Annotated in this window: 22 protein-coding genes and 1 pseudogene; 12 read left to right on the top strand and 11 right to left on the bottom strand. The window is 61.9% G+C overall.

Annotation, left to right across the window (positions count from 1 at the left end):
• Positions 1-12 precede the first annotated feature (12 nt).
• Entirely contained in the window at positions 13-636 is a 624-nt protein-coding gene (gene thiE / locus AD670_RS23595; protein ID WP_053138065.1) for a thiamine phosphate synthase, read from the bottom strand.
• A gap of 32 nt (positions 637-668) precedes the next feature.
• Positions 669-1,466: a hydroxymethylpyrimidine/phosphomethylpyrimidine kinase gene (locus AD670_RS23590; RefSeq protein WP_053138063.1), complete on the bottom strand. Its 798-nt coding sequence runs from the start codon at positions 1,464-1,466 to the stop codon at positions 669-671.
• A gap of 275 nt (positions 1,467-1,741) precedes the next feature.
• On the opposite strand from AD670_RS23590, the gene AD670_RS23585 reads away from it, so the two are divergent.
• The 4 genes from AD670_RS23585 (at position 1,742) to AD670_RS23570 (ending at position 8,261) form a co-directional block, all read left to right on the top strand.
• On the top strand, positions 1,742-4,132 hold the full coding sequence (locus tag AD670_RS23585; protein WP_053138061.1) for a hybrid sensor histidine kinase/response regulator: 2,391 nt from the start codon (positions 1,742-1,744) through the stop codon (positions 4,130-4,132).
• 98 nt (positions 4,133-4,230) lie between these two features.
• Complete coding sequence (locus tag AD670_RS23580; RefSeq protein WP_053138059.1) at positions 4,231-5,886, top strand: acyl-CoA dehydrogenase family protein; 1,656 nt, start codon at positions 4,231-4,233, stop codon at positions 5,884-5,886.
• Positions 5,887-6,081: 195 nt separating this feature from the next.
• Complete coding sequence (amn, locus tag AD670_RS23575; RefSeq protein WP_172681519.1) at positions 6,082-7,554, top strand: AMP nucleosidase; 1,473 nt, start codon at positions 6,082-6,084, stop codon at positions 7,552-7,554.
• A 71-nt stretch (positions 7,555-7,625) separates the two neighbouring features.
• Complete coding sequence (locus AD670_RS23570; RefSeq protein ID WP_053138055.1) at positions 7,626-8,261, top strand: pseudouridine synthase; 636 nt, start codon at positions 7,626-7,628, stop codon at positions 8,259-8,261.
• On the opposite strand, the gene AD670_RS23565 is transcribed toward AD670_RS23570, so the two are convergent.
• Positions 8,256-8,465, bottom strand: a complete 210-nt coding sequence (locus tag AD670_RS23565) for a DUF2788 domain-containing protein (protein WP_025999909.1) — start codon at positions 8,463-8,465, stop codon at positions 8,256-8,258. The two genes, AD670_RS23570 and AD670_RS23565, sit on opposite strands and share 6 nt — an antisense overlap.
• A 168-nt stretch (positions 8,466-8,633) precedes the next feature.
• Entirely contained in the window at positions 8,634-9,113 is a 480-nt protein-coding gene (locus AD670_RS23560; RefSeq protein WP_003176264.1) for an Lrp/AsnC family transcriptional regulator, read from the bottom strand.
• 431 nt (positions 9,114-9,544) lie between these two features.
• On the opposite strand from AD670_RS23560, the gene AD670_RS23555 reads away from it, so the two are divergent.
• On the top strand, positions 9,545-10,627 hold the full coding sequence (locus AD670_RS23555) for a DUF6515 family protein (RefSeq protein ID WP_053138053.1): 1,083 nt from the start codon (positions 9,545-9,547) through the stop codon (positions 10,625-10,627).
• On the opposite strand, the gene AD670_RS23550 is transcribed toward AD670_RS23555, so the two are convergent.
• On the bottom strand, positions 10,624-11,517 hold the full coding sequence (locus AD670_RS23550; protein ID WP_053138051.1) for a cation diffusion facilitator family transporter: 894 nt from the start codon (positions 11,515-11,517) through the stop codon (positions 10,624-10,626). The genes AD670_RS23555 and AD670_RS23550 overlap by 4 nt on opposite strands.
• A gap of 9 nt (positions 11,518-11,526) precedes the next feature.
• On the bottom strand, positions 11,527-11,946 hold the full coding sequence (locus AD670_RS23545; protein WP_053138049.1) for a hypothetical protein: 420 nt from the start codon (positions 11,944-11,946) through the stop codon (positions 11,527-11,529).
• Positions 11,947-12,056: 110 nt separating this feature from the next.
• On the opposite strand from AD670_RS23545, the gene hrpB reads away from it, so the two are divergent.
• A complete protein-coding gene (hrpB, locus tag AD670_RS23540; protein WP_053138047.1) occupies positions 12,057-14,567 on the top strand; it encodes an ATP-dependent helicase HrpB in 2,511 nt (836 codons plus the stop codon).
• A 492-nt stretch (positions 14,568-15,059) separates the two neighbouring features.
• Here the strand turns inward: hrpB and AD670_RS23535 are convergent, their stop codons facing one another.
• On the bottom strand, positions 15,060-16,148 hold the full coding sequence (locus tag AD670_RS23535) for an endonuclease/exonuclease/phosphatase family protein (RefSeq protein ID WP_053138045.1): 1,089 nt from the start codon (positions 16,146-16,148) through the stop codon (positions 15,060-15,062).
• A gap of 40 nt (positions 16,149-16,188) precedes the next feature.
• Complete coding sequence (locus AD670_RS23530; protein WP_053138337.1) at positions 16,189-16,848, bottom strand: YciC family protein; 660 nt, start codon at positions 16,846-16,848, stop codon at positions 16,189-16,191.
• A gap of 180 nt (positions 16,849-17,028) precedes the next feature.
• On the opposite strand from AD670_RS23530, the gene AD670_RS23525 reads away from it, so the two are divergent.
• The 3 genes from AD670_RS23525 (at position 17,029) to AD670_RS23515 (ending at position 19,025) form a co-directional block, all read left to right on the top strand.
• Complete coding sequence (locus tag AD670_RS23525; protein WP_053138043.1) at positions 17,029-17,772, top strand: DUF2076 domain-containing protein; 744 nt, start codon at positions 17,029-17,031, stop codon at positions 17,770-17,772.
• Positions 17,773-17,889: 117 nt separating this feature from the next.
• Positions 17,890-18,366: an NYN domain-containing protein gene (locus AD670_RS23520; protein ID WP_024077544.1), complete on the top strand. Its 477-nt coding sequence runs from the start codon at positions 17,890-17,892 to the stop codon at positions 18,364-18,366.
• A gap of 47 nt (positions 18,367-18,413) precedes the next feature.
• On the top strand, positions 18,414-19,025 hold the full coding sequence (locus AD670_RS23515; protein ID WP_053138038.1) for a PolC-type DNA polymerase III: 612 nt from the start codon (positions 18,414-18,416) through the stop codon (positions 19,023-19,025).
• 36 nt (positions 19,026-19,061) lie between these two features.
• Here the strand turns inward: AD670_RS23515 and AD670_RS32065 are convergent.
• Positions 19,062-19,142: pseudogene (locus tag AD670_RS32065) on the bottom strand (DUF3077 domain-containing protein); the annotation flags it as partial.
• A gap of 117 nt (positions 19,143-19,259) precedes the next feature.
• Between AD670_RS32065 and AD670_RS23510 the strand changes: the two are divergent.
• Positions 19,260-19,523: an acyl carrier protein gene (locus AD670_RS23510; RefSeq protein WP_053138035.1), complete on the top strand. Its 264-nt coding sequence runs from the start codon at positions 19,260-19,262 to the stop codon at positions 19,521-19,523.
• A gap of 278 nt (positions 19,524-19,801) precedes the next feature.
• Here the strand turns inward: AD670_RS23510 and AD670_RS23505 are convergent, their stop codons facing one another.
• Positions 19,802-20,500 (bottom strand): cyclase family protein, encoded by a 699-nt coding sequence (locus AD670_RS23505; RefSeq protein WP_053138032.1) that lies wholly within the window; start codon positions 20,498-20,500, stop codon positions 19,802-19,804.
• Positions 20,490-20,945, bottom strand: a complete 456-nt coding sequence (locus AD670_RS23500) for an Lrp/AsnC family transcriptional regulator (RefSeq protein ID WP_053138029.1) — start codon at positions 20,943-20,945, stop codon at positions 20,490-20,492. Before AD670_RS23500 ends, AD670_RS23505 begins: the two co-directional genes overlap by 11 nt.
• Positions 20,946-21,106: 161 nt before the next feature.
• On the opposite strand from AD670_RS23500, the gene yedA reads away from it, so the two are divergent.
• Positions 21,107-22,003: a drug/metabolite exporter YedA gene (yedA, locus tag AD670_RS23495; RefSeq protein ID WP_053138027.1), complete on the top strand. Its 897-nt coding sequence runs from the start codon at positions 21,107-21,109 to the stop codon at positions 22,001-22,003.
• A 48-nt stretch (positions 22,004-22,051) separates the two neighbouring features.
• On the top strand, positions 22,052-23,389 hold the full coding sequence (locus AD670_RS23490; protein ID WP_053138025.1) for a DEAD/DEAH box helicase: 1,338 nt from the start codon (positions 22,052-22,054) through the stop codon (positions 23,387-23,389).
• Positions 23,390-23,489 lie beyond the last annotated feature (100 nt).

The raw sequence follows: 23,489 nt of genomic DNA, 5'->3' as shown, positions 1-23,489 counted from the left end.
GGCTCTCTGAATTCAGGATTTGATTAATGCGTTGAAGGCGCGGGCGCGGCGCGTGACTTCCTGGGTGCTGTCGGCACCGAACAGGCCGTGGACCACGGCGAGCAGGTCGGCACCATGGGCCACCAGCGGTGCGGCGTTCTCCAGGGTGATGCCGCCGATCACGCAGATCGGCACATGCAGGCGCTTTCGGGCTTCGGCGAGCATTTCAACGGTGGCGGCCGGAGCGCCCGGCTTGGTGTTGGAATTGAAGAAGCGGCCGAAGGCGACATAACTGGCGCCTTCCTTCGCCGCCTGTTCGGCCAGTTCGATCTGGCTGTGGCAGGTGGCGCCGATGATCGCCTTGGAGCCGAGCAGCGCACGGGCGGGCGTCAGTGGGCCGTCGGTCTGGCCCAGGTGCACGCCGACGCCCAGGCGCGCGGCCAATTCAGCGTCGTCGTTGATGATCAGTTGGGTCTTGTAGCGTGAGCACAGCTCGCGCAGCTTTTCGGCTTCGCGCAGGCGCCGGGCTTCGTCGCTGCTTTTGTCGCGGTACTGCAGCAGGGTCACGCCACCGTCCAATGCCGCTTCGACGTAGGCGAGGAACTTGCCGGCCAACAGTTGGCTGTCGGTAATGGCGTAAAGGCCACGTAGTTTCATCGGGCAGGCCTCTTGCTGTTAAGAGCGGAAAGTTACGAGCAGAAATCCAGTGGCAGACGGCGCGGTACGAACTGGCCCTTGCCGAGTTGTTCGGCGTCACGCAGGGTGCGCCAAGTGTAGTTAAGTGCCGACTGCACCGCACTCACCACCCCTTCGCCTTGGGCGATCCGCCCGGCCAAGGCACTGGCCAGGGTGCAGCCCGAGCCGTGATAGCTGCCGGGCAGGCGCTGGCAGGTAAAGGTCTGGCGCGTGCCATCGCGGCTGTAGAGACGGTTGTGCACTTCGTGCTCGTCGCCATGGCCGCCGGTGATCAACAGGTGCTTGATAAACGGCAGCAGCTTCTCGGCGCATTCGTCGGCGGTGCCCTCGGGCAGTTCGGCCAGGATGCGGGCTTCAGGCAGGTTCGGTGTGGCGATCAGCGACAATGGCAACAACCGCTCCCGCATGGCGTAGCCGACTTCGTCCTTGCCCAGGCTGCCACCGCCGCCGGCGCGCAGCACCGGATCGCACACCACCGGCAGGTGCGGGTGCGCCTGCAGCAGTTCGACCACGGTGTCGACCATCGCGGTGGAGCCGAGCATGCCCAGCTTGACTGCCGCCACTTCGGAGTCGCCCAGCACGGCATTAGCCTGGGCCAGTACCCACTCACGGTCCAGTACGCGGAAATCGCTGACATTGACGGTGTTCTGCACGGTCAGGGCGGTGACGGCCGGAGCCGCATGGCAGCCTTGGGCGAGCAGGGCTTCGATATCTGCCTGCAAGCCGGCGCCACCACTGGGATCATGGCCGGAGAGACAGAGGACAACAGGGCGAGAGCTGTAGATATTCATGGTGCGCGAGCTTACCACCAAACGCTTTTGGCGTGGCCGTCGGGCGATGGTTGAATTTTGTCCAAAGAGTGACGCTTTTTTGGCGCTTTGCTTCTCACGAAAACAGGCTGTAAGCCTTGTTCTAGAGCCCTCAGGAAAATTATTTCAATGGTGTCCAATGGCCTTTAGCGGCTATGCTAAAGTGGATCCAAACAACTGACTGTACCGTCGGTGTACGTCTTCTCAAAAGGAAATGGGGGCTTTTGACATAACCGGACAGGCCACGCTGGGGCTCTATGCGCTATTTGCTGATTTTATTGTTGTGCGGGCTGCCGATGCTCGCCAGCGCCATCGAGTTCAACCAGAACACTCGAAGCCTGCCGCTGGGCCGAGCCATGCAAGTGCTCGAAGACCCGACCGATGCCCTCACCATCGCTGAAGTAAGCTCCCCCGCCTACGCTGCGCAATTCAAGCACCATGACAAAGCCACTCTCAATGCCGGCTATTCGCGCTCGGTGTTCTGGCTCAAGGTCGACCTGCATTACATGGCCAAAGACCCGCGCGCGCCCCGCACCTGGTTCCTGGAGTTGGCTTACCCTCCGCTGAATCATCTGGACCTGTACCAGAACGATGGCACCGGCAACTACCGGCTGGCCACCCGCACCGGCAGTGCGCTGCCTTTTTCCAGCCGTGAAGTCAGCCAGAGCAATTACCTGTTCAAGCTCAATTTTGTGCCCGATCAGCAGCAAACGCTCTACCTGCGCCTGCAAAGTGAAGGCTCCATCCAGGCGCCGTTGACGCTCTGGGCCGGCACCGCTTATCTGGAGCAACAACCGCTGCGCCTGTCTGTGCTGGGGGTGATCTATGGCGTATTGCTGGGGATGCTGGTCTACAACCTGTTTATCTACCTGAGCGTGCGCGACACCAGCTACCTGTATTACATCCTCTATATCGCCTCGTTTGGCCTGTACCAACTGTCGGTCAATGGTGTGGCGGTGCAGTACTTCTGGCCGAACAACCCGTGGTGGGCGAATGCGGCGGTGCCGTTGCTGATCGGTTCCGCGGCGCTGTTCGGCAGCCTGTTCGCCCGTAGCTTCCTGCATACCGCGCAGCACAGCCGCTGGATTAACCGGCTCTTGCTGACGCTGGCGGCGTGCGGCGGCGTAGTGATGGCGCTGGCGCTGCTGACCAGCTACGCCCTGGCCTTGCGCCTGGCGACCGGTTTGGCGCTGGTATTCACCGTGACCATCTTCGTCGCCGCCATCAAGGCCTGGTACTGCGGCCAGCGGGTGGCGCGGTATTTCATCATCGCCTGGTCTGCGTTCCTGCTGGGCGGGGTGGTGAACACGTTGATGGTGCTGGGCTACTTGCCCAATGTGTTCCTCACCATGTACGCCAGCCAGATCGGCTCGGCGATTGAAGTGGCACTGTTATCCCTGGCCCTGGCCGACCGCATCAATGCCATGCGTGAGCAGCAGGCGCAGATCCTCTTCGACGCCAGCCAGAAGCTCGAAGTGCTCAACCAGCAACTGGCCCGCAGTAACCGTCTCAAGGATGAATTCCTCGCAACGCTGACCCATGAACTGCGCACGCCCATGAATGGTGTGATCGGCTCCCTTGAGCTGATGCAAACAGTGCCGCTGGACGACGACCTGGCGCAGTACCAGCAAACTGCCGCCGGTTCGGCACGGGACATGATGCGCATGGTCAACGGCATCCTCACCCTCACCGAACTGCAGGCCGGACGCCTGAGTGCCCAGCCTCGGGTGTTCAGCCTGCGCGGCGTGCTCGACACCTTGCGCCAGCAATTCAATACCAGCGCCCAAGGCAAAGGCCTGGCGTTTTCCATCGATGTGGCCGCTGATCTGCCGGACCGCGTGGTGGGCGACGCCGACAAGCTGGTGCAGTGCCTGGATTGCTTGCTGGACAACGCTTTCAAGTTCACCCACGAAGGCTCCGTGCGCCTGCGGGTGGTGGGTGTGCCTCACAGTGACGGCGGCGTGCGCCTGAGCTTTATTGTGACCGACACCGGTATTGGTTTCGCCTTCCTCGACGAGGCGACCTTGTACCAGCGCTTTTTCCAGCTCGATGGCTCCATGACCCGCGAATACGGCGGCCTGGGTATTGGCCTGGCCATCTGCCGGCAATTGATCGAACTGTTGGGCGGGCGCCTTACCCATCATTCCGAGCCGCGCAAGGGCAGCCGCTTTCAGTTGGACGTGAAAGTCAGCCCGGTGCCGCCTGAGGCAAAACCGGCGCACGATCGGCAGCGTGCGCCCCAGGACTGCGCGGTGTTGTTGGTGGATGACAACAGCGTCGGCCAGTTGGTGGTGCGCGGCATGTTGCTCAAGCTGGGTTACCGGGTGAAAACCGTGGACAGCGGCCCGGCGGCGTTGGCGGCCGTGCAGGGGCAACACTTCGACGCCGTCTTGTTGGATATACCTGAAGGCGGTTTCTCGTTGTGCTGTCAGATTCGTGCCCTGCCAGGCTGCGGTGAACTGCCGGTGATCGCCTTGAGTACGTCGCTGAATACGTCTGAACGCGAGCACTGCCATGGCATCGGCGTTTCCGATCGCCTCGCCAAGCCTGTGCGTTTCGAGGCGTTGCAGGCGGTGTTGGAACGTCGGGTGTTGTGCCCGCAAGAGGGTGAAAGCGCCGGGCATTCGGCGGGTATGCCACTGTTTTAAGCGCCATGTCAGTGCTTAACTGAAAAAACCGGCCTTAATCGATCTGCGCTTTTATGGGTAGTTGGCATTCGATAGGGCCTTTTTCCAGGAGGCCCTTCATGAACCTGCACGCGTTCGCCGAAACCCACGACGTCACCAACCAGCCGCCCTCCTTGGACGGCACCAACCTGTACCGCATCGACGTGCCGCTGCAAGACTGGTCACGGCGCTTTGGCGCCGGCTGGGCGCAAGCGCGCATCGATGCATACGGGGCGTTGGCCGGCGGGCCGCTGATGGAGGCCGGGTTCCTGGCCAACCAGAACAAACCGGTGTTCAGCAGCCATGACCGGTATGGGCATCGCATCGATCTGGTGGAGTTTCACCCGGCCTACCATGAGTTGATGCGCACCGCCGTCGAACATGGCCTGCCCTCGCTCCCCTGGGCCCATCCGCAACCCGGTGCCCATGTGGCCCGGGCCGCCATGACGTATCTGCATAGCCAGGCCGAAGCCGGCACCGGCTGCCCGCTGACCATGACCTTCGCTTGCGTCCCGGCCCTGCGCTTGCAGCCCGACCTGGCGAAGACCTGGTTACCGAAAATCCTCAGCACCCAATACGACCCGCGCAATCTCGGCATTGCCCACAAGACCGGCGCGACCATCGGCATGGCGATGACCGAGAAACAGGGCGGCACCGACGTGCGTGCCAACACCACTCGCGCCTATCCCGTGGGGGCTGGTGGGCCGGGGCAAGCCTATGAGCTGGTGGGCCATAAGTGGTTCTGCTCTGCACCGATGTGCGATGCCTTTCTGACCCTGGCCCAGACCGACAAGGGCCTTACCTGTTTCCTGCTGCCCCGGCACCGCCCGGATGACACGCGCAACGAGTTCTATATCCAGCGTCTGAAAAACAAACTCGGCAATTGCTCAAACGCCTCCAGTGAAGTGGAGTTTCGCGGTGCCCTGGCGTGGATGATCGGCGAAGAGGGCCGTGGTGTGCCGACCATCATTGAGATGGTCGCCATGACCCGTTTCGACTGCATGGTGGGTTCCAGCGCCTTGATGCGCCAGGCGCTGACCCAGGCCAGCCATCATTGCGCCCATCGCCTGGTCGGTGGCCGTGTACTCAGTGAACAACCGCTGATGCAAAACGTGCTCGCCGACCTGGCCCTGGAGAGTGAAGCCTCGCTGGCGCTGAGCATGCGCATGGGGGGCGCCCTGGATCATCTGGACGATGAGCGGGAGGCCAAGTTCGCTCGGCTGGTGACGGCGGTGGGCAAGTATTGGATCTGCAAACGCGCCCCGGCAATGATCAACGAAGCCGCCGAATGCATGGGCGGCGCGGGTTACGTAGAGGACAGCATCCTGCCGCGCTTGTACCGTGAGGCACCGGTGAATTCGACGTGGGAAGGTTCCGGCAATGTGCAATGCCTGGATGTGCTGCGCGCACTGTCCAAAGAGCCCGGCGTGCTGGAGGCGCTGTTTGTCGAACTCGGTGACGGGCATGGCGATAAGCAGCTGGCACGGCATATCGAACACCTGAAGTCGGCGTTTATGGACACCCAGGACATCCAGTACCGCGCGCGGCAGTTGACCGAGGACATCGCCGTGGCGCTACAGGCCAAGTTGTTGCTGGAGGCCGGTCATGGGGCGGTCAGCGATGGTTTTATCGCCAGCCGTTTGGGCCAGTCGTCTGGCCGCGTCTACGGCACCTTGCCGCGTGGTGTCGATGTCGGGGCCATCGTCGCGCGCTCAAGCCCCAATGTATCTGAATAAACACGGTCCAAATGTGGGAGGGGGCTTGCTCCCGATGGCTGAGTGTCAGTCAGCCTAGCTGTAAACTGACCCACCGCTATCGGGAGCAAGCCCCCTCCCACAGGGATTGCAGCCATCTTGAGAGGGCACTCCAATTCAAGGTTTGCGTCTGACAGGGATACAGGCAAGATAAAGGCCTGCAAGTCAGAACACAGGATGCTTACCGTGACCGAAGCTTTTGTTGTCGTTCAAACCGCCGAAGAGGCCGTGGATCGGCTGGCGGCCCTGCATGAGCGGGCTACCGGCGCGCTTAACCAGGCCCTCAAGCAATACCTCAAGGACCGCGTCGAACCCGACGCCGAACAACGCGCGCTGTTTCGCTACCCGGAACTGCGCCTGACTTACCACTGCCACGGTGAAGTCCCACAGACGACCCGGGCGTATGCCAAGGTCCAGCTACCGGGGACCTACAGCGTTACCGTTACTCATCCGGCGGCGTTCCGTAAGTATTTGCTGGAACAACTGGTGCCGCTGATGCACGACTTCACCGTGACGGTGGAAGTGGGCGTCAGCCAGCAAAACATTCCCTACCCCTACGTAGTGGAGCAGGGTGACGAACTGGCCGGCTCCGGAGTGACCGCCGCGACCTTGGCGCGCGTGTTCCCCAGCACCGACCTGTCGGCCGCCACCGATGGCATCGCCGATGGCCTGTACGACTGGGAAAACACCGACCCGCTGCCCCTGGCGCTGTTCGATGCGGCGCGCGTGGACTTTTCCCTGCGCCGGCTGGTGCATTACACCGGCAGCGACTGGCGCCATGTGCAACCGTGGATTTTGCTGACCAACTACCACCGCTATGTCGACCAGTTCATCGTGCATGGCCTGGAACAACTGCGCAGCGATCCGCGTTTTATCCGCATGGTGCTGCCGGGCAATGTGATCATCGACAAGAGCATGGACCACGGCGAAGCCTCGGCGATTGCCGCAGGCGTGGTATGGCACCGCTACCAGATGCCGGCCTATCACCTGCAGGCCAGCGATGGCCACGGCGTGACCCTGGTAAACATCGGCGTCGGCCCGTCCAACGCCAAGAACATCACCGACCACCTGGCGGTGCTGCGTCCACACTGCTGGCTGATGATTGGCCACTGTGGCGGCCTGCGCCAATCCCAGACCATCGGCGACTATGTACTGGCCCACGCTTATATGCGCCGCGACGGAATTCTCGACCGGGTAGTGCCGCCGAACATCCCGATCCCAGCCTTGGCCGAAGTGCAGATGGCCTTGCAGCAGGCGGCGGCGAATGTCACCGGTGAGAAAGGCGAAGAGCTGAAAAAACGCCTGCGCACCGGTACGGTATTGACCTACGACGACCGCAACTGGGAACTGCGCTGGGCCCAGGAACGGCCGTTGATCAACCTGTCCCGCGCCGTGGCCGTGGACATGGAAAGCGGCACCATCGCCGCCCAGGGCTACCGCTTGCGCGTACCCTACGGCACGTTGTTGTGTGTGTCGGACAAGCCGCTGCACAGCGAGATCAAGCTGCCGGGTTCGGCCAACGCGTTCTACGAACGTGCGGTCAGCCAGCACTTGAAGATCGGCATCGAGGCGGTGGACCTGTTGCGCACCGAACTCAACTCGCTGCACTCGCGCAAACTGCGCAGCTTCGACGAGCCTCCGTTCCGCTAAGCGGTTGGGATGGTCATTTAGCGGTCAGGCCACTAGCATTGTCGGTCCTGACCGTTAGATGTTCCTTTGCCATGTCCCGTCCCACCCGTCCCGATTCGCGCCGCCCTGGCGTGAAACCTCCGTATTCTGCTGCGCGCCGTGTTGCCAAGGCGCCGCCGGCCGAGCCGAAGTTGATCCTGTTCAATAAACCCTTCGATGTGCTGACACAGTTCAGCGACGAAGGCGGGCGCGCGACGCTCAAGGATTTTATCGACATCCCCGGTATTTACCCGGCAGGCCGCCTGGACCGTGACAGCGAAGGCCTGTTGCTGCTGACCAACGATGGCCAGTTGCAGGCGCGTATTGCCGATCCCAAGCACAAGTTGGCGAAAACCTACTGGGTGCAGGTGGAGGGCGAACCCACCGAAGAACTGCTGCAACGCCTGCGCGAGGGGGTAGAGCTCAACGACGGCAAAACCTTGCCTGCCGAGGCCCGGCGTTTGGATGAACCCGAGTTGTGGCCGCGCAACCCGCCGGTGCGTTTTCGCAAAAACCTACCGACTTACTGGCTTGAGCTGGTGATTCGAGAGGGGCGTAACCGCCAAGTGCGACGCATGACCGCCGCCGTGGGCCTGCCGACCTTGCGTCTGGTGCGGGTGCGTATTGGCGATTGGACAATCGACGGCCTGGACCAAGGCCAATGGAAGGAAGTACCTGCGCGTTTATAAAGCGCCGGACTCGATCAGGCCGATTACCACGCTCTTGATGATGAACGCGGCCACGCCCAGGCCCAGCACGAAAAACAGGATGAACGAACCAAAGCGCCCGGCCTTGGATTTCTTCGCCAGGTCCCAGACGATAAAGCCCATGAAAATGATCAGGATGGTGACCAGGCCGGTCATCATCCACTCTTCGAACAGGGCGGGGTCGATGTTGTTCATGGGCTCTTCCAACGGGACAGGCGGCAAGTATACGGCAGTGCCACAGGCGCAACATTGACCTGCGTCGGTGCGTCGCACGCAGATTTCACTGATGAAACACAGGTCAACTGTGGGAGGGAGCAAGCCCCCTCCCACATCTGATATTCATTGTTCACGAGATCAGGTACGCAGGTGGGTCAGCGGCAATTCGGTGCTGTTGAGCACCTGGTTCAGCACAAAGCTCGACCGCACGCTGGTCACGCCTTCGATTCGAGTGAGGTGGCCCAGCAACAGTTTCTGATAGTGGTCCATGTCCGGCACCACCACTTTCAACTGATAGTCCGCATCCATCCCCGTCACCAAGCTGCATTCCAGCACCTGGGGCAGGGTGCGGATGGCTGCTTCGAAGTTCTCGAAACGTTCGGGTGTGTGGCGGTCCATGCCGATCAGCACATAGGCCGTGAGGCTCAGGCCGAGCATCTTGCGGTCGAGCAGGGCGACCTGGCGTGAGATGTAACCGTCGTCCTCCAACTGCTTGACCCGGCGTGAGCAGGGCGAAGGCGACAGGCCGATACGCTCGGCCAACTCCTGGTTGGAGATCCTCGCGTCGCGCTGCAATTCCGCCAAAATACTCAGGTCGTATCGGTCAAGCTTGCTCATTGGGTTGGCCTTTGTCGTAACTATTGCGGTGAATTATCCATGAAGGGTTAAAAATTGCGCAAGCACTGTTTATTGACGCAATCTTCGCAATCATCTGTCGGGCGCTGGCGGGTATCGTTATCAACAGAATCACCGCCTGGACAACAGTCCACAGCAGCTCGCCCAATCAGGCGTGCTGCGGCCGCCACCCCAGCAGGGTTGAGCCGGCCTCCAGGCTGCACACTGTCCACAAGACGGCGTGAGGTGAGCCAACGTCAAAAGCGTTGAGCATGGACGAAGTTCTCAAGGGGTGGCCGACGGGTCACCCCTTTTCTTTTGCCTTAAGAAAATTGTTCTCGTGACTGATAACCTGTCTCAGAACCGGGCGAGGCTTTTCCAGTCTCATCTATGAGGCCGGACCTTCTAGGCCCTTATCCGCAGTGAGGAATAGCATGAAGCGCATCTGGCGTATGGCAGGTGTAGGTTTGCTGATGGTCACCGTCGGCACGCAAGTAATGGCCGAAGACCCACGCCCTGAAGGGGGCGGCCAGCATGAAAGAGGGCCGGAGGGCGGTCGGCAAGGTCAAGGTAACGAACAACCGCGCCCGCAAAATAACCAGCCGCGCCCGCAGCCGCAGAACAATCAACCACGGCCGGAAAACCCTCAGCCGCGTCCACAGAACCCGCATGTTGATCGTGCCGAGCCGCAACAGCAGCACGGCGGCGGGCAGTGGCAAGGTCGCCCGCAAGGTGCCGAACAGCCTCGCCCAGCACCGCAGCCTGCGAATAACCTGCCGATCCAGAGTCGCCCCGATACCGTGCGCCAGACCCAGGAGCCGCGTCAGGGTTACTACCGTGACATCCCGCGTCGTAACGACGGCAACCAGCATTGGGAGGCCGGTGGCCCAGGTTCGCGTCCGGGCAACAACGGCGGGGGCTTTAACAACGGCCATCCAAACGATAACCGCTGGCCGGGCCGCCCCGATGGGCATGGCAACGGCTGGGGCCCTGGTCCGCAATATCGTCCCGGTTACACCGTCGACCGCTTCCCCGACCGCAATTACCGCGTGCCTTACCGTGGCCAGGATTACTTCTTCTCCGGCGGCTACTGGTACCGTCCTCAAGGTCCGCGCTATGTGGTCGTGGCGCCGCCGTATGGCATCCGCGTGCATTACTTGCCGGACTACGCGCGCGAAGTGTGGGTAGGTGGCTCGCTGTTGTTCCTGGCCGCCGGCGCCTACTACGCCTACGAACAAAGCACCCAGCAATACGTGGTGGTGCAACCGCCGACGCAAGTACCTGCGCCGCAGCCCGCACCGCAAGGCAATGGCTATGACGTGGTGGCCTATCCCGCCAACGGTCAGTCACCGGCCCAGGTGCAGCAGGACGGCTATGACTGTTATCGCTGGGCGGTGCAGCAAAGTGGCTTCGACCCGCAGGCGGTCACCTACGCCCCTGACCCGGCGGTGGTGCAAACCTACCGCCAGGCCCAGGGCAACTGCCTGAGCAGTCGCGGGTATCAGGTGCAGTACTAGGCCTTGGCGCCCGTGACCACTTCTCGCGGGTCGGCGTGCACCAGCACTTCGGCGCGCGGGTAGGCGGCGTGAATGGCATCGGCGGCCTGGTCGCTGATGCCGTGGGCCACTGACAGCGTCAACTCCCCCGGCAACTCCAGGTGCAACTGCACAAACCAGTGGTTGCCGGAGATGCGCGTGCGCAAGTCATGGGCACCCAGCACCCCGGGTATGCCTCGGGCCAGTTCCAGCATGTGCTGGCTGACGTCCGGCGGCAGTTCCTCGTCCATCAACACCGCAAAGCTTTCCTTGGCGATCTGGATCGCGCTCCACAAAATGTAGGCAGCGATGCCCAGGCCGAACCAGGCGTCGAACTGATGAAAGCCCATGCCCGCCAGCACCAGCGCCACCAGGATGCTGCCGTTGAGCAGCAAGTCCGAGCGATAGTGCAACGAGTCCGCCCGCACGGCATTGGAGCCGGTTTCGCGCACAACCCGGTGTTGCAGCATCAGCAGTGCCACGGTCAGCGCCAGGGAAAACACGATCACCCCAATGCTCAGCCACGGCGCGCCGACCGGCTCCGGATGCTGCAAACGCTCGTACGCCTGCAAGGCGATCAACACCGCACTGCCGCCAATAAACAACGCCTGGGCCATGCCCGCCAGCGACTCTGCCTTGCCATGGCCATAACGATGATCGTCATCGGCCGGGCGCAGGGCGTAATGCACCGCCAGCAGGTTCAGCAGCGAGGTCACGCCATCGAGCAGAGAGTCGGTCAACCCGGCGAGCATGCTCACCGAGCCGCTGAGCCACCAGGCGATGGCCTTTGTAACGATCAGCGCACAGGCCACACCCACCGAGGCGCGGGTGGCCAGGCGTAACAGCCGGGCGTGTTCGGGACTGCTGGTCATAAACGTTCCTTAGCCGGCGGGTTGCAGGCCCAGGGAAGCAAGTTGTTGCACGCTGCCCTTGAACTGGATCATGCGTGGGTCGTCCAGCGGCAGGGTGCGGCCGGTTTCCTTCTGGATGATGCTTTGCAGCTTGGCATTGTCGACCTTGCCGTCGGCGCCGATGGCTTCGTGCAGTTTTTCCGGGTCGACCTGGGCGGTCTTGCCGGGTTCGAAATAGATCGCGCCCGTGGCGAAGTCAACGCCGAACGCGATCAGGCCAGGGATCACGTAGAACAACAGGCCTACGGCATCGAGCACGGCAATGGTCGGGTCGATCTTGCCGTCGATCTGGCCACGGCGGTCCGGGTAGAAAATCGAACCGCAGGCCGTCAGTTGGCTCAGCAGGGTGACGGCGAGGACACCGCCGATGACACGGGAAGCGATACGCATGGAGACTCTCCTGAACACGGTTGATAGGGGACTATATAGCACTGCCATTGAGACCAGCGTCGGCATCCGGCAGTTCGCCGTTATACTCGCCGCTCTGCTTTGGAGCCAGTATGAATTCGTTGCCGATCGATGATGTTTTACCTGCCCTGCGTGACGCCTTGGCGAATCGCCATGAAGCCGTGCTGGAAGCGCCGCCCGGCGCCGGTAAAACCACCCGCGTGCCCCTGGCCTTGTTGAATGAGCCATGGCTGGCCGGGCAGACCATCCTGATGCTCGAACCCCGGCGCCTGGCCGCCCGCGCTGCTGCCGAACGTCTGGCCAGCGAACTGGGCGAAAAGGTTGGTGAAACCGTCGGCTATCGCATCCGCCTCGACAGCAAAGTCGGCCCCAACACGCGTATCGAAGTGGTCACCGAAGGCATTCTCACCCGCCGCCTGCAGGACGACCCGGCACTGGACGGTGTGGGCTTGCTGATCTTCGATGAATTCCACGAGCGCAGTCTCGACGCCGACCTGGCACTGGCCCTGAGCCTGAACGGCCGCGATTTGTTTCGCGACGAGCAACCGCTGAAAATCCTGCTGATGTCCGCCACCCTTGAAGGCGAGCGCCTGGCCAGCCTGCTGGACGACGCGCCGATCCTGCGCAGCGAAGGGCGCATGTTCCCGGTGCAGATGCGCTGGGGGCGGCCATCCCAGCCCGGCGAATTCATCGAACCGCGCGTGGTGCAAACCATTCTCGAAGCCCTGCACGATGAAACCGGCAGCGTGCTGGTGTTCCTGCCGGGCCAGGCGGAAATTCGCCGGGTCAATCAGCAATTGGCCGACGTCCTGGGCGATCGCAGTGATGTGTTGCTGTGCCCGCTGCATGGCGAACTGGACCTCAACGCCCAGCGCGCGGCCATCGATCCTGCACCGGCTGGTAAACGCAAAGTGGTGCTCGCCACCAACATTGCCGAGACCAGCCTGACCATCAACGGCGTGCGCGTGGTGATCGATGCCGGCTTGGCGCGGGTGCCGCGTTTCGACCCCGGCAGCGGCATGACCCGCCTCGACACCCAGCGCATCTCTCGCGCCAGCGCCACCCAGCGCGCGGGCCGGGCAGGGCGATTGGAGCCGGGGGTGTGTTATCGGTTGTGGTCCGAAGACCAGCATGAAGGGCTGGCCGCGTACGGCAGTGCGGAAATCCTCGCGGCCGACCTGGCCGGTTTGGCCTTGCAACTGGCGCGCTGGGGCGTCACGCCCGCGCAGCTCGTGTGGTTCGACGTGCCACCGACCGCCGCGTATGCCCAGGCACAGGACTTGCTGGTGCGCCTCGGGGCGTTGAATGAAGAAAAGCTCACGGCTCATGGCCAGAAGATGGCCGAGTTGCCGGCCCATCCACGCATCGCCCATTTACTGCTGCGCGGCCAGGACCTGGGGCTTGCAGCCACCGCCTGTGATGTCGCTGCACTGTTGGGCGAGCGCGATATTTTGCGCGGTGGTGGCGCGGATCTGCACAGCCGCCTGGCGCTGATGTCCGGCGTGGAGCGTGCGCGCGGTACTCAAGGTGGCGTGCAGCGCGCCAAGCAACTGGCCCGGCAATACCGTGGCTATTTAAGGGGCAAGGCAACTCAGCCGGTGGGCGACCCCGACCACCCGCGCTGGCTCGGTGCGTTGCTGGCGCTGGCCTACCCGGACCGTGTCGCCCAGCAACGTCGCCCCGGCGGTGCCGAATACCGTTTGGCCAACGGCCGCGCCGCGCTGTTCGCCGAGGCCGACAGCCTGATGAAACAAGCCTGGCTGGTGATCGCCGACCTCGGCAGCCGCCAGGGCCAGCGCGAAGAGCGCATCTACCTCGCGGCAGATTTTGACCCGACGCTGTTCGACACGGTCCTCGCCGAGCAAGTGCGCAACGTCGATCAACTGGACTGGGACGAGCGCGAAGGCGTGCTGCGTGCCGAACGCCAGCGCAAAGTCGGCGAGCTGGTGCTCAGCCGCGAACCGCTCTCCGGTCTCGACGAATCCGCACGCAGCCAGGCGCTGGTCAACCTGGTGCGCCGCAAAGGCCTGGAGCTGCTGCCCTGGACCCCGGAACTGCGCCAATGGCAATCCCGCGTCCTGCTGCTGCGCCAGTTGGACGCCGGCAAAACCAGCGAATGGCCCGACGTCAGCGACAGCGCCTTGCTCGCCGGCCTGGAGCATTGGCTGATGCCCTACTTGGGCAAAGTCTCGCGCTTGAGCCATTTCGCCAACCTGGATATTTCCAGCTACCTGCACAACCTGTTGCCCTGGCCGCTGCCCCAGCGCCTGGACGAACTGGCGCCGCAGCATGTGAAAGTGCCGTCTGGCTCATCGGTGCGTTTGGACTACAGCGAACAACCGCCGATCCTGGCGGTGCGCTTGCAGGAATTGTTCGGGCTGGCCGACACCCCGCGCATTGCCGGCGGGCGCCAAGTGGTGAAGTTGCACCTGCTGTCGCCGGCGCGACGGCCGGTGCAGGTGACCCAGGACCTGGCGAACTTCTGGCGCAGTACCTATGCCGAAGTGAAGAAGGATCTGAAGGGCAGGTATCCCAAGCATTACTGGCCGGATGATCCGCTGATAGCCGAGCCGACCGCGCGGATCAAACCCCGAAAGTCGTAACGCTAAGGATCCAAATGTGGGAGGGGCGGTGCGACGATTCGACTTGCCCCCGATGACAGTCTGCCAGGCGAAACGTATTTAACGGGTTTATTGCGATTTAAGTGTGGGAGCGGGCTTGCTCGCGAAAGCGGTGGTTCAGTCAACGATGTACTCACTGACACACCGCATTCGCGAGCAAGCCTGCTCTTATCAAAACTTAAAATAACTGACGGATTTTAAAAGGTTAAAATTTCACCCTAAGTCTTGAGTCTTGAATAAACAATTTCAGGCGAGCGTATTCCTGTGGCGAGCGGGCTTGTCCCGCGTTGGGCTGCGCAGCAGCCCCAAAACCAGGCGCAGAGGAGTACCTGATACACCGCATTCGTCTTCATCAGGGGCGCTTCGCACCCCAACGCGGGACAAGCCCGCTCGCCACAGAGGTCCCCGTTTGCTGCGCGACAGCGCTACGTCGAAGAGGTAGTGGGGACTCCCACATTAGGTTTGTGGTGTGGGTTATTGCGCGGCGGGCAACAGGAAGCGCGCAATCACCGGCAAATGGTTGGAAATACGCAATGTATCCTCCTGCCGCACCTTCGCCTCTACCCGCTTGATACGGGGGCTGTAGAACAGGTAATCGACGGTGCGGTCCGGGCCATCGATGCTTGGGTCATTGGGAAAGTACGTCAGCCATTTCTCACGATCAATCCCGCTGGATTGGCTGTTGCTCGGGATCATCGGGTACTTGTCCCACAATAAATGCAGCTCGCTGTCCGGCGAATACTGCCCGCGCTTATCCGCATCCAAACGCAGGAATTGCCCCAGGGGCAGCAGGTTGAAATCGCCGCCGATCAGCCAGGGCGTGCCACGGCCTTCGAATTTATCCAGCAGCTTGACCGTGCTGATGACCTGTTCCTGCACCGCGCTGCGCCCCGGCGCGTCACCGTCCAGGCGCGTGTTGAGCACGGCCAGTTGGCCGCCGTCGCTCAATGGCAGGTAGGTCAGCAGCAAGGCCGGCTTGGGCTGGAACTGACGGCTGATGATATTGGCCTCGGGCGCCGGCAATTGCAGGCGCTCGGCGTGTTCGATCTGGTAGCGGCTCAGGGTCGCCAGCTTGCGGCCGACGCTGCCGAAGATATGCCGGTCGGGCACGAAGTCGGCTTTCCAGTCGAAGGCCTGGGCGCTGCACGGGTAGAGGTCGACCAGGCGCTCCTGCAAAAGCGCTAGCTGGTCCTGGTAGTGGGAAGGCTTGGCGTTTTCGTCGAGTTCCTGCAAAAGCAGGATGTCGGGTTGTTCGTCACGAATCACCCGCGCCACTTCGTCGAGGCTGACGGCCATGTCTTCGACGGTGGGGCGTTCGTCCGGGCCGCTGCCGTCGGCGGTGTCGTACCAGAACACGTAGTTCTTGCCGGCCAGGTATTGCACGTTCCAGGTCATGACCTTGAGCGCCTGCCCCGGCAACAGGGTTGGCGCACGGGGCGCGACGCAGCTGACGGGCAGGGTTTCTTTGGCGGCGGGGCGCCAGGTCAGGCTGTAGATCAGGGCCGTCAGCAGGCCCGCAACGATCAGCAGGCCCAGCAGGGTGATGCGCAATAAACGGGTCATCGGCTCGGCTTATGGCGTTTCAGGAGTGGCGTGGAGCATATCACCGCGCGTCGGCATCGCCACCGATCAGCATGAATAAACGGAACAGCACCACGCTGGTGAACAGTTGCAGGAAGCTGTGGGCGCTGTCCATCAGCAGCCCCAGCAGCGGCGCGGGATTGGGATACGCCGCCACACTGGCGCCCTTGAGCAGCCACAGGGGCGTCATGACACACAGCAGGCACACCAGGATTCGCCAGAAATGCCCACGGGTCAGGCGCAGACTTTCCTTCATCGCCTCCAGCGCCGGCATGCCGCGCAGCACCAGCAGGTACTCGGCGAACGCCAACACCACCATCAGCCACAGCCCAGGCAGGAAATACAGCGACAGGCCCAGCAGAATCAGCAAGGTGCTCATGGCGGTCAGCAGGGCGAAGCGTGGCCACAGGGTCAGCGCCATGGCCCAGATGTCCTTGGTGCGCGGCGACTCGCCACGGGTGCGGGCGTCAAGGAACAGGATCAACGCGCCGGTGTACAGCGGGTATACCAGCAAGCCCACCACCACGCTGTAGCCGGGGAAGGCATCCGGCCCGAGCGCATGGTCGAGCATCTGTTGCAGCAGGGCTTCGAGGATCACCAGCGGCAGGCACAGCTGGACGATGGCGCCCAGGTTGCCTCGGGTAAAACGGAAGGAGTCGCGCAATACGTCTAACGGATTCATCAGGTTCATCGCAGGCCTAAAAGCAAGGGCAACACTTTAACCGATCATGGCCAGCGGTAAGCAAACGTAAACCTTGAGTAAAGACCATTGAAACAACTGGTAACACCCCCATAACTAGCACGCACCTGGCCTGATTACAGACAGGACCACGATTTCTACCGGCAATCTAACGAGGTCGCCATGAACAGCGAAGAGCAAACCCTGATCGATGGACTGTTTTCACGGTTGCAGCAAGCCGAAACGGACTCAGCCCCGCGCGATGCGCAAGCAGAAGCACGGATCAAGGAGCACATGACTCGCCAACCGGCCGCCGGGTACTACATGACGCAGTCGATCCTGGTGCAGGAACACGCGCTCAAGAGTCTCGACGCGCAGAACAAGCAACAGGCGCAGCAGATCCAGCAATTGCAGGATGAGTTGCAGCGTGCCAAGTCCGCACAACCGGCCCCGGCGAGCAGCGGTGGTTTCCTGTCGAGCATCTTTGGCGGCGGTTCCTGTGACCCGCAACCGGCCCAGAGCGCTCCGGCATCGTCGGGCGGTGGCTGGCGTGAACCAGCGCGGCCGTCCTTTGGCCAGCCAGCGCCGCAACAGAACTATCAACAGCCGCAGCAACCGGCCGCCGCCCCCATTGGCAGCGGATTCCTCGGTGGCGCGATGAAAACCGCCGCGGGCGTGGCCGGCGGTGTGTTGCTGGCCGAAGGCATCAGCAGCCTGTTCAGCCACAACTCGCAACAGCCGCAGGTCGTGGAAGAAATCATCCGCGAAGAGCCGGCGCCCGCCAGCGACAACGGCAACTGGGGCAACGATGACCAGAAGTTCGCCGGCAATGACAGCTGGGGCAGCGACAATGCCTCGGACAGCTTTGCCGATAGCGACTATTCCGACGATTCTTCCTCCTTCGGCGACGACGATTCCTTCGTCTGACACTCCCGGCCCGGGGCGCTGAGCCGCCCCGGTCTGATTTTTCCCGGAAACGTTCTCGCGGCTGGCATACTGGCACCCTTTCCGGGCCCTGGCGCCTGGCTGTCATGAGGAAGTGCGGTGAAGAAAATTGCAGTGTTCGCCGATGTACAAAACCTCTACTACACCGTCCGCCAGGCCTATGGCTGCCATTTCAACTACGCCGCGCTGTGGGCTGATATCAGTTCGCGTGGGCAGATCGTCGAGGCCTATGCGTATGCCATCGACCGCGGTGACAGCAAGCAGCAGCAGTTCCAGCAGATCCTGCGCAACCTGGGGTTCACGGTAAAGCTCAAGCCGTATATCCAGCGCAGCGACGGCTCGGCCAAGGGCGACTGGGATGTGGGCATCACCATCGACATCATGGACGCCGCCGATCACGTCGACGAAATTGTGCTGGCCTCGGGTGACGGCGACTTCGACATGCTGCTCGACCGCATCATCCACAAGCACGGCGTCGAAGCCGTGGCCTACGGCGTACCGGGGCTTACGGCCAACTCACTGATACGTGCCGCCAGCCGCTACGTGCCGATCGAAGGCGCGTTGTTGCTTAAATAAGCGCTGCGGCTCAATAAATAAATGGATTAGACGGAGTTGGAACAGGTTTGGAACGTATAGCGGTCATCGACTTTGAAACCACCGGCATCACCCCGAGCAGCCACTGCCGGGCCACGGAAATCGCGGTGGTTATCCTCGAGCGTGGCCAGATCGTGGACCGCTACCAGAGCCTGATGAACGCAGGCGTGCGCGTGCCGGGCTTTATCGAGCAACTCACCGGCATCAGCAACGCCATGCTGCGCAGCGCCCCGCCGGCCGAGCGGGTGATGAACGAAGTCAATGAGTTCGTCGGCACCACGCCGCTGATGGCGCACAACGCCGCGTTCGACCAGAAGTTCTGGGACTTCGAACTCGGCCTGATCCGCCGCACTCGCCTGCAAAAATTCGCCTGCTCCCTGCTGCTGGCCCGCCGCCTGATGCCGGCTGCGCCCAACCACAAGCTCGGCACCCTCAACACCTACGCGAAACTGCCCCACACCGGTCAGGCTCACCGAGCGCTGGCGGATGCGGAAATGGCCGCCAACCTCACGGCGCACCTGGCCCAGGAACTGCGCCGTACCCACGGCTTGCGCGAACTGTCCCACGACCTGCTGTGCACCCTGCAGAAAGTGCCGGCGGCGAAGATCAATGAGCATCTTAAGAAGCATCGCGGGTTCTGACAGAACAACGCCCCTCCCACATTGGTTATCTGTCGTTCATCGAGGCTGCACACACTCCAACGCCCGATCCACCACCCCCTTCGCCATCTCCACCAAATGCATCACCGCCCGCTGCTGCAACGTTTGGCACCGTCCGGGTATTTGGCATTATTGGGCGGGGCATTCCTTTCGTTGCTGCGGGGTTGGCTGTCTTTGATTTAATCAGTATTGGTAAGTGTGCCTATGAGGCAAGAAATGGAAGGTAGCCCGACTAGAGCCGAGATCAGCGAAAAGGTGATTCAGCTATTCGTCGATATCATCGGTTTCATCGACCGAAGTCAGGTCACGGAGCAAACGGACTTCATCCATGACTTCAAGATTATTGATGATGATTTGACCTGCTTTGTCATGCAGATCAAGTGGCAATTCAACTTGCAAGCGACCCAGGAAGATTGGGATCACATCACCACCCTTGAGCAAGTGGTCGATTTGATTGTTCAACGCTCACAGCTGTGTTGAAGCAACCGACGTCATCGCGGGCAAGCCCTGATGCCCGTCAATTAAGGAGGAACACTGTAACTGTGGCGAGCGGGCTTGCCCCGCGTTGGGCTGCGCAGCAGCCCCAATAAGAGCACTGCAGTGTGCCAGACAGCTCCGGGGGCTATGTTTTGGGGCGGCTTCGCAGCCCCAGCGCGGGGCAAGCCCGCTCGCCACAGGTGACGAGTTGCCCGGACTGTATGCGGTCTAGTGTGGGAGCTGGCTTGCCTGCGATGGCGTCGGTAGGGCCTACCTGCAAGTCAGGGAATAAATGCCATCACTGAGGCTGGTGATCCCGAACCGCCTTCCAGTCCCAGTACACCTATCACTAACGTGGCGCCCTTGGCCGGAAGCCGGTCGAGGTGGGTCAGGCATTCCAGCACAATCCCATTTCCCGCCAACACGGCATGGTTTGTCGCGAAGGCGGTGCTTTGCCCTGGATCGACCCCGTGGGTATCAATGCCAACCCCGGCAATCTGGCGCTGTTCGAGTAAAAACCGAATCGCCGTTTCACCAATCCCTGGGAAGTGTGAGCCTTGCGCGTCCTGCCCAAAAAACGCTATCGGGTCGTTCCAGAGGTGTTGCCAGCCGGTGTACATCAGCACCACCGAGCCAGGTTCGATAAGCCCGTGCTGACGTTCCCACGCTTCAATATCCAGTGGGCTGATTTCGTAATCTGGATTGCTCTGGGTTTTACCGTGCACATCGATCACTACGGCGGGCCGCACCAAGTCTTCGGGTCGATAACCATCAATGCCCATCCCGTCGGCATAAAAACTGTTCGGCGCATTCATGTGCGTGGCGCTGTGTTCACCCATGCTGAAACGCCGTAGGAAATAGCCGTCCTTATCCCGTGACGCGACGCCTTCAAACGCCACCGGCGGATCCCCCGGCCACAGCGGAATACGCGGGGTGATCGGGTGACTTAGGCTCAAGACCTTGCTGTGCTTATCCACCATTTTTGCCCTCCAACTGCCCCAACGGCACCCGCCGCTCTATCGCGCTCGACAAAATAATCGAGGTTTTGCTGAACCCGAACTTCGCTATTCGATTAATCAGGTTCTCCAGCTCCGGCATCGAGCCCACCGCCGCTTGCATGATCACGCACGGATCGCCCGTGACCCGGTGGCATTCGGTGAGTTCGGGGATTTCGGCCAGTGCGTCATACACCTTCTGGCTGCCATGGTTGGTCAACCTCAGCTCGATCACGCATTGAATCGGCAGGCCCACTTTCGACAGATCCACCTTGGCCTGGTACCCGGTGATCACCCCGCTGGCTTCCAGCTTGGCGACGCGCTCGGCCACGGCGGGGGCGGAGAGGTTTACCGTGCGTGCCAGTTGCGCGTAGGAGGCGCGGCCGTCTTCGAGCAGGGCGCTGAGGAGCATGCGGTCGTATTTGTCCATGATAAGGCTCTACTCGAGGATGGCTTTCGAAAACACGATTTATAGCCTTCATAACCATGCTTTGGAAAGTGTACTGGCGGTTTAAACAGGTTTTGTAACTTATGTTTAACGGCCTGTCTTTTTAGAATAAGCCTCTCTTATATCTGCCTTCGAGCCGCCCAATGCCTGGCACACGTCGCTTTCCCTTACCGTTGATCGCCGCTTTTTTTGCTCTGTATGTCATCTGGGGGTCCACCTACCTGGTGATTCGCATTGGCGTGGACTACTGGCCGCCGTTGCTGCTGGCGGGGATTCGATTCTGCACAGCGGGTGCGCTGATGTATGGCTACCTCAGATGGCGCGGGGTGCCAGCGCCGACGTGGCCACAATGGAAGGCCGCCGGGATGATCGGCATTTTGCTGCTCACCTTCGGTAATGGCGGCGTCACGTTGGCCGAACATGCGGGCGTGTCGTCCGGTGTGGCTGCCCTGGCGGTGGCGACCGTGCCGCTGTTCACCTTGCTGTGCGGGTTTTTCTGGGGGGCGCGCAATACGCGGCTGGAATGGGCCGGGGTGATCCTGGGGATTGTCGGCATCGCCATGCTCAACATGGGCAGCACCCTGCAATCGAGCCCGGTGGGCGCCGCCTTGTTGTTGTTCGCGGCGGCATCGTGGGCATTCGGGTCGGTGTGGAGTCGGCAGTTGCCGCTGCCCCAGGGCGCGATGGCCAGCGCTGCGGAGATGCTGGTGGCGGGCGTGACATTGTTGATCGGCAGCGCGCTTTCCGGTGAGCACCTGCAGGCCATGCCGCCGCTGGAGGGGTGGCTGGCGCTGGCCTACCTGACGGTGTTCGGCTCGATCATCGCCTTCAACGCCTATATGTACCTGCTCAAGCATGTTCGCCCGGCGGCCGCGACCAGCTATGCCTATGTGAACCCGGCGGTGGCGGTGTTGCTGGGGATTGTGTTCGTGGGTGAATCCATCGGTCTGGAAGAGGGCTTGGCCATGCTGGTGATTATCAGCGCCGTGCTGTTGATCAGTCTGCCCCAGTGGCGAAAGCCCAAGCCGGAAATAAGGTAAACTGCCGCGCATTACGCCCTTGCGCTGAATTTTTCCTACGGTAAACACATGACTTTCGCCACACTTGGCCTGATCGAACCCTTGCTGCGCGCCCTTGAGACGCTTGGCTACCAGACCCCGACGCCGGTGCAGGCGCAAGCCATTCCGGCGGTGCTGGCCGGTCGCGACCTGATGGCCGCGGCCCAGACCGGTACCGGTAAAACCGCCGGTTTTGCCGTGCCATTGTTGCAACTGCTGACCATGGAAGGGCCGAAAGTCGCCGCTAACTCGGCGCGCGCGCTGATTTTGTGCCCGACCCGCGAGTTGGCCGAGCAGGTTCACGCCAGCGTTGCCGAATACGCCCAAAACCTGCCGCTGACCACCTACGCGGTGTACGGCGGCGTGAGCATCAACCCGCAGATGATGAAGCTGCGCAAGGGCGTCGATGTCCTGGTCGCCACGCCGGGCCGCCTGATCGACCTGTTCCGCCAGAACGCGCTGAAACTCAACCAACTGCAAACCCTGGTGCTGGATGAAGCCGACCGCATGCTCGACCTGGGCTTCTCCGAAGAACTGGCGAACATCTACCGCATGCTGCCGAAAAAACGCCAGACCCTGCTGTTCTCCGCGACCTTCTCCGATGACATCCGCCAGCTCGCCGGGCAGATGCTCAACGACCCGCTGACCATCGAAGTCAGCCCGCGCAACGTCGCCGCCAACACCGTCAAGCAATGGGTGGTGCCGGTGGACAAGAAGCGCAAGGCGGAGCTGTTTGTGCACCTGATGCGCAAAGGCCGCTGGAAGCAGGTGCTGGTGTTCGCCAAGACCCGTAACGGCGTGGATGCGCTGGTGGATAAGTTGCAGGGCCTGGGCATCAATGCCGATGGCATCCATGGCGACAAGCCGCAAGCCACGCGCCAGCGTGCGCTGGACCGTTTCAAGTCGAGCGAAGTGCAGATCCTGGTGGCCACTGACGTCGCCGCGCGCGGCCTGGACATTGAAGACTTGCCGTTGGTGATCAACTTCGACCTGCCGATTGTGGCCGAGGACTACATCCACCGCATCGGCCGGACCGGCCGCGCAGGCAACACCGGTGAGGCGATTTCCCTGGTGTGTGCCGATGAAGTCAACATGCTCTCGGCCATCGAGATGCTGACCCGCCAGACCTTGACCCGCAAGATGGAACAGGACTTCGAGCCGGAGCATCGTGTGCCGGACACCGATGCCAGTGGTCAGGTGGTGAAGAAGCCGAAAAAACCGAAGAAGCCTAAGGCGTCCGGTGGTGGCGGTGGTAAGCGCAACCTTGGCAAGTGGGTGGACAGTGGTGAAGTGGCGCCGTCGGAGCCTTCGATCAAGCCGGTGCGTAAGGTGCCGGTGTTTAATACCGGGCCGCGTAAGAAGAAGTAAGTTTTGAGGTGCTGCTAAGGGCCTCATCGGGGGCAAGCCCCCTCCCACATTTTGATGTGTGAATACATTCAAACTGTGGGAGGGGGCTTGCCCCCGATAT

The sequence above is a fragment of the Pseudomonas sp. MIACH genome, assembly GCF_001269925.1.
In the GTDB taxonomy this organism is placed as follows: Bacteria; Pseudomonadota; Gammaproteobacteria; order Pseudomonadales; family Pseudomonadaceae; genus Aquipseudomonas.
Note: the sequence above shows the minus strand (reverse complement) of the source record. Positions and strands in the feature narration are given on the sequence as shown.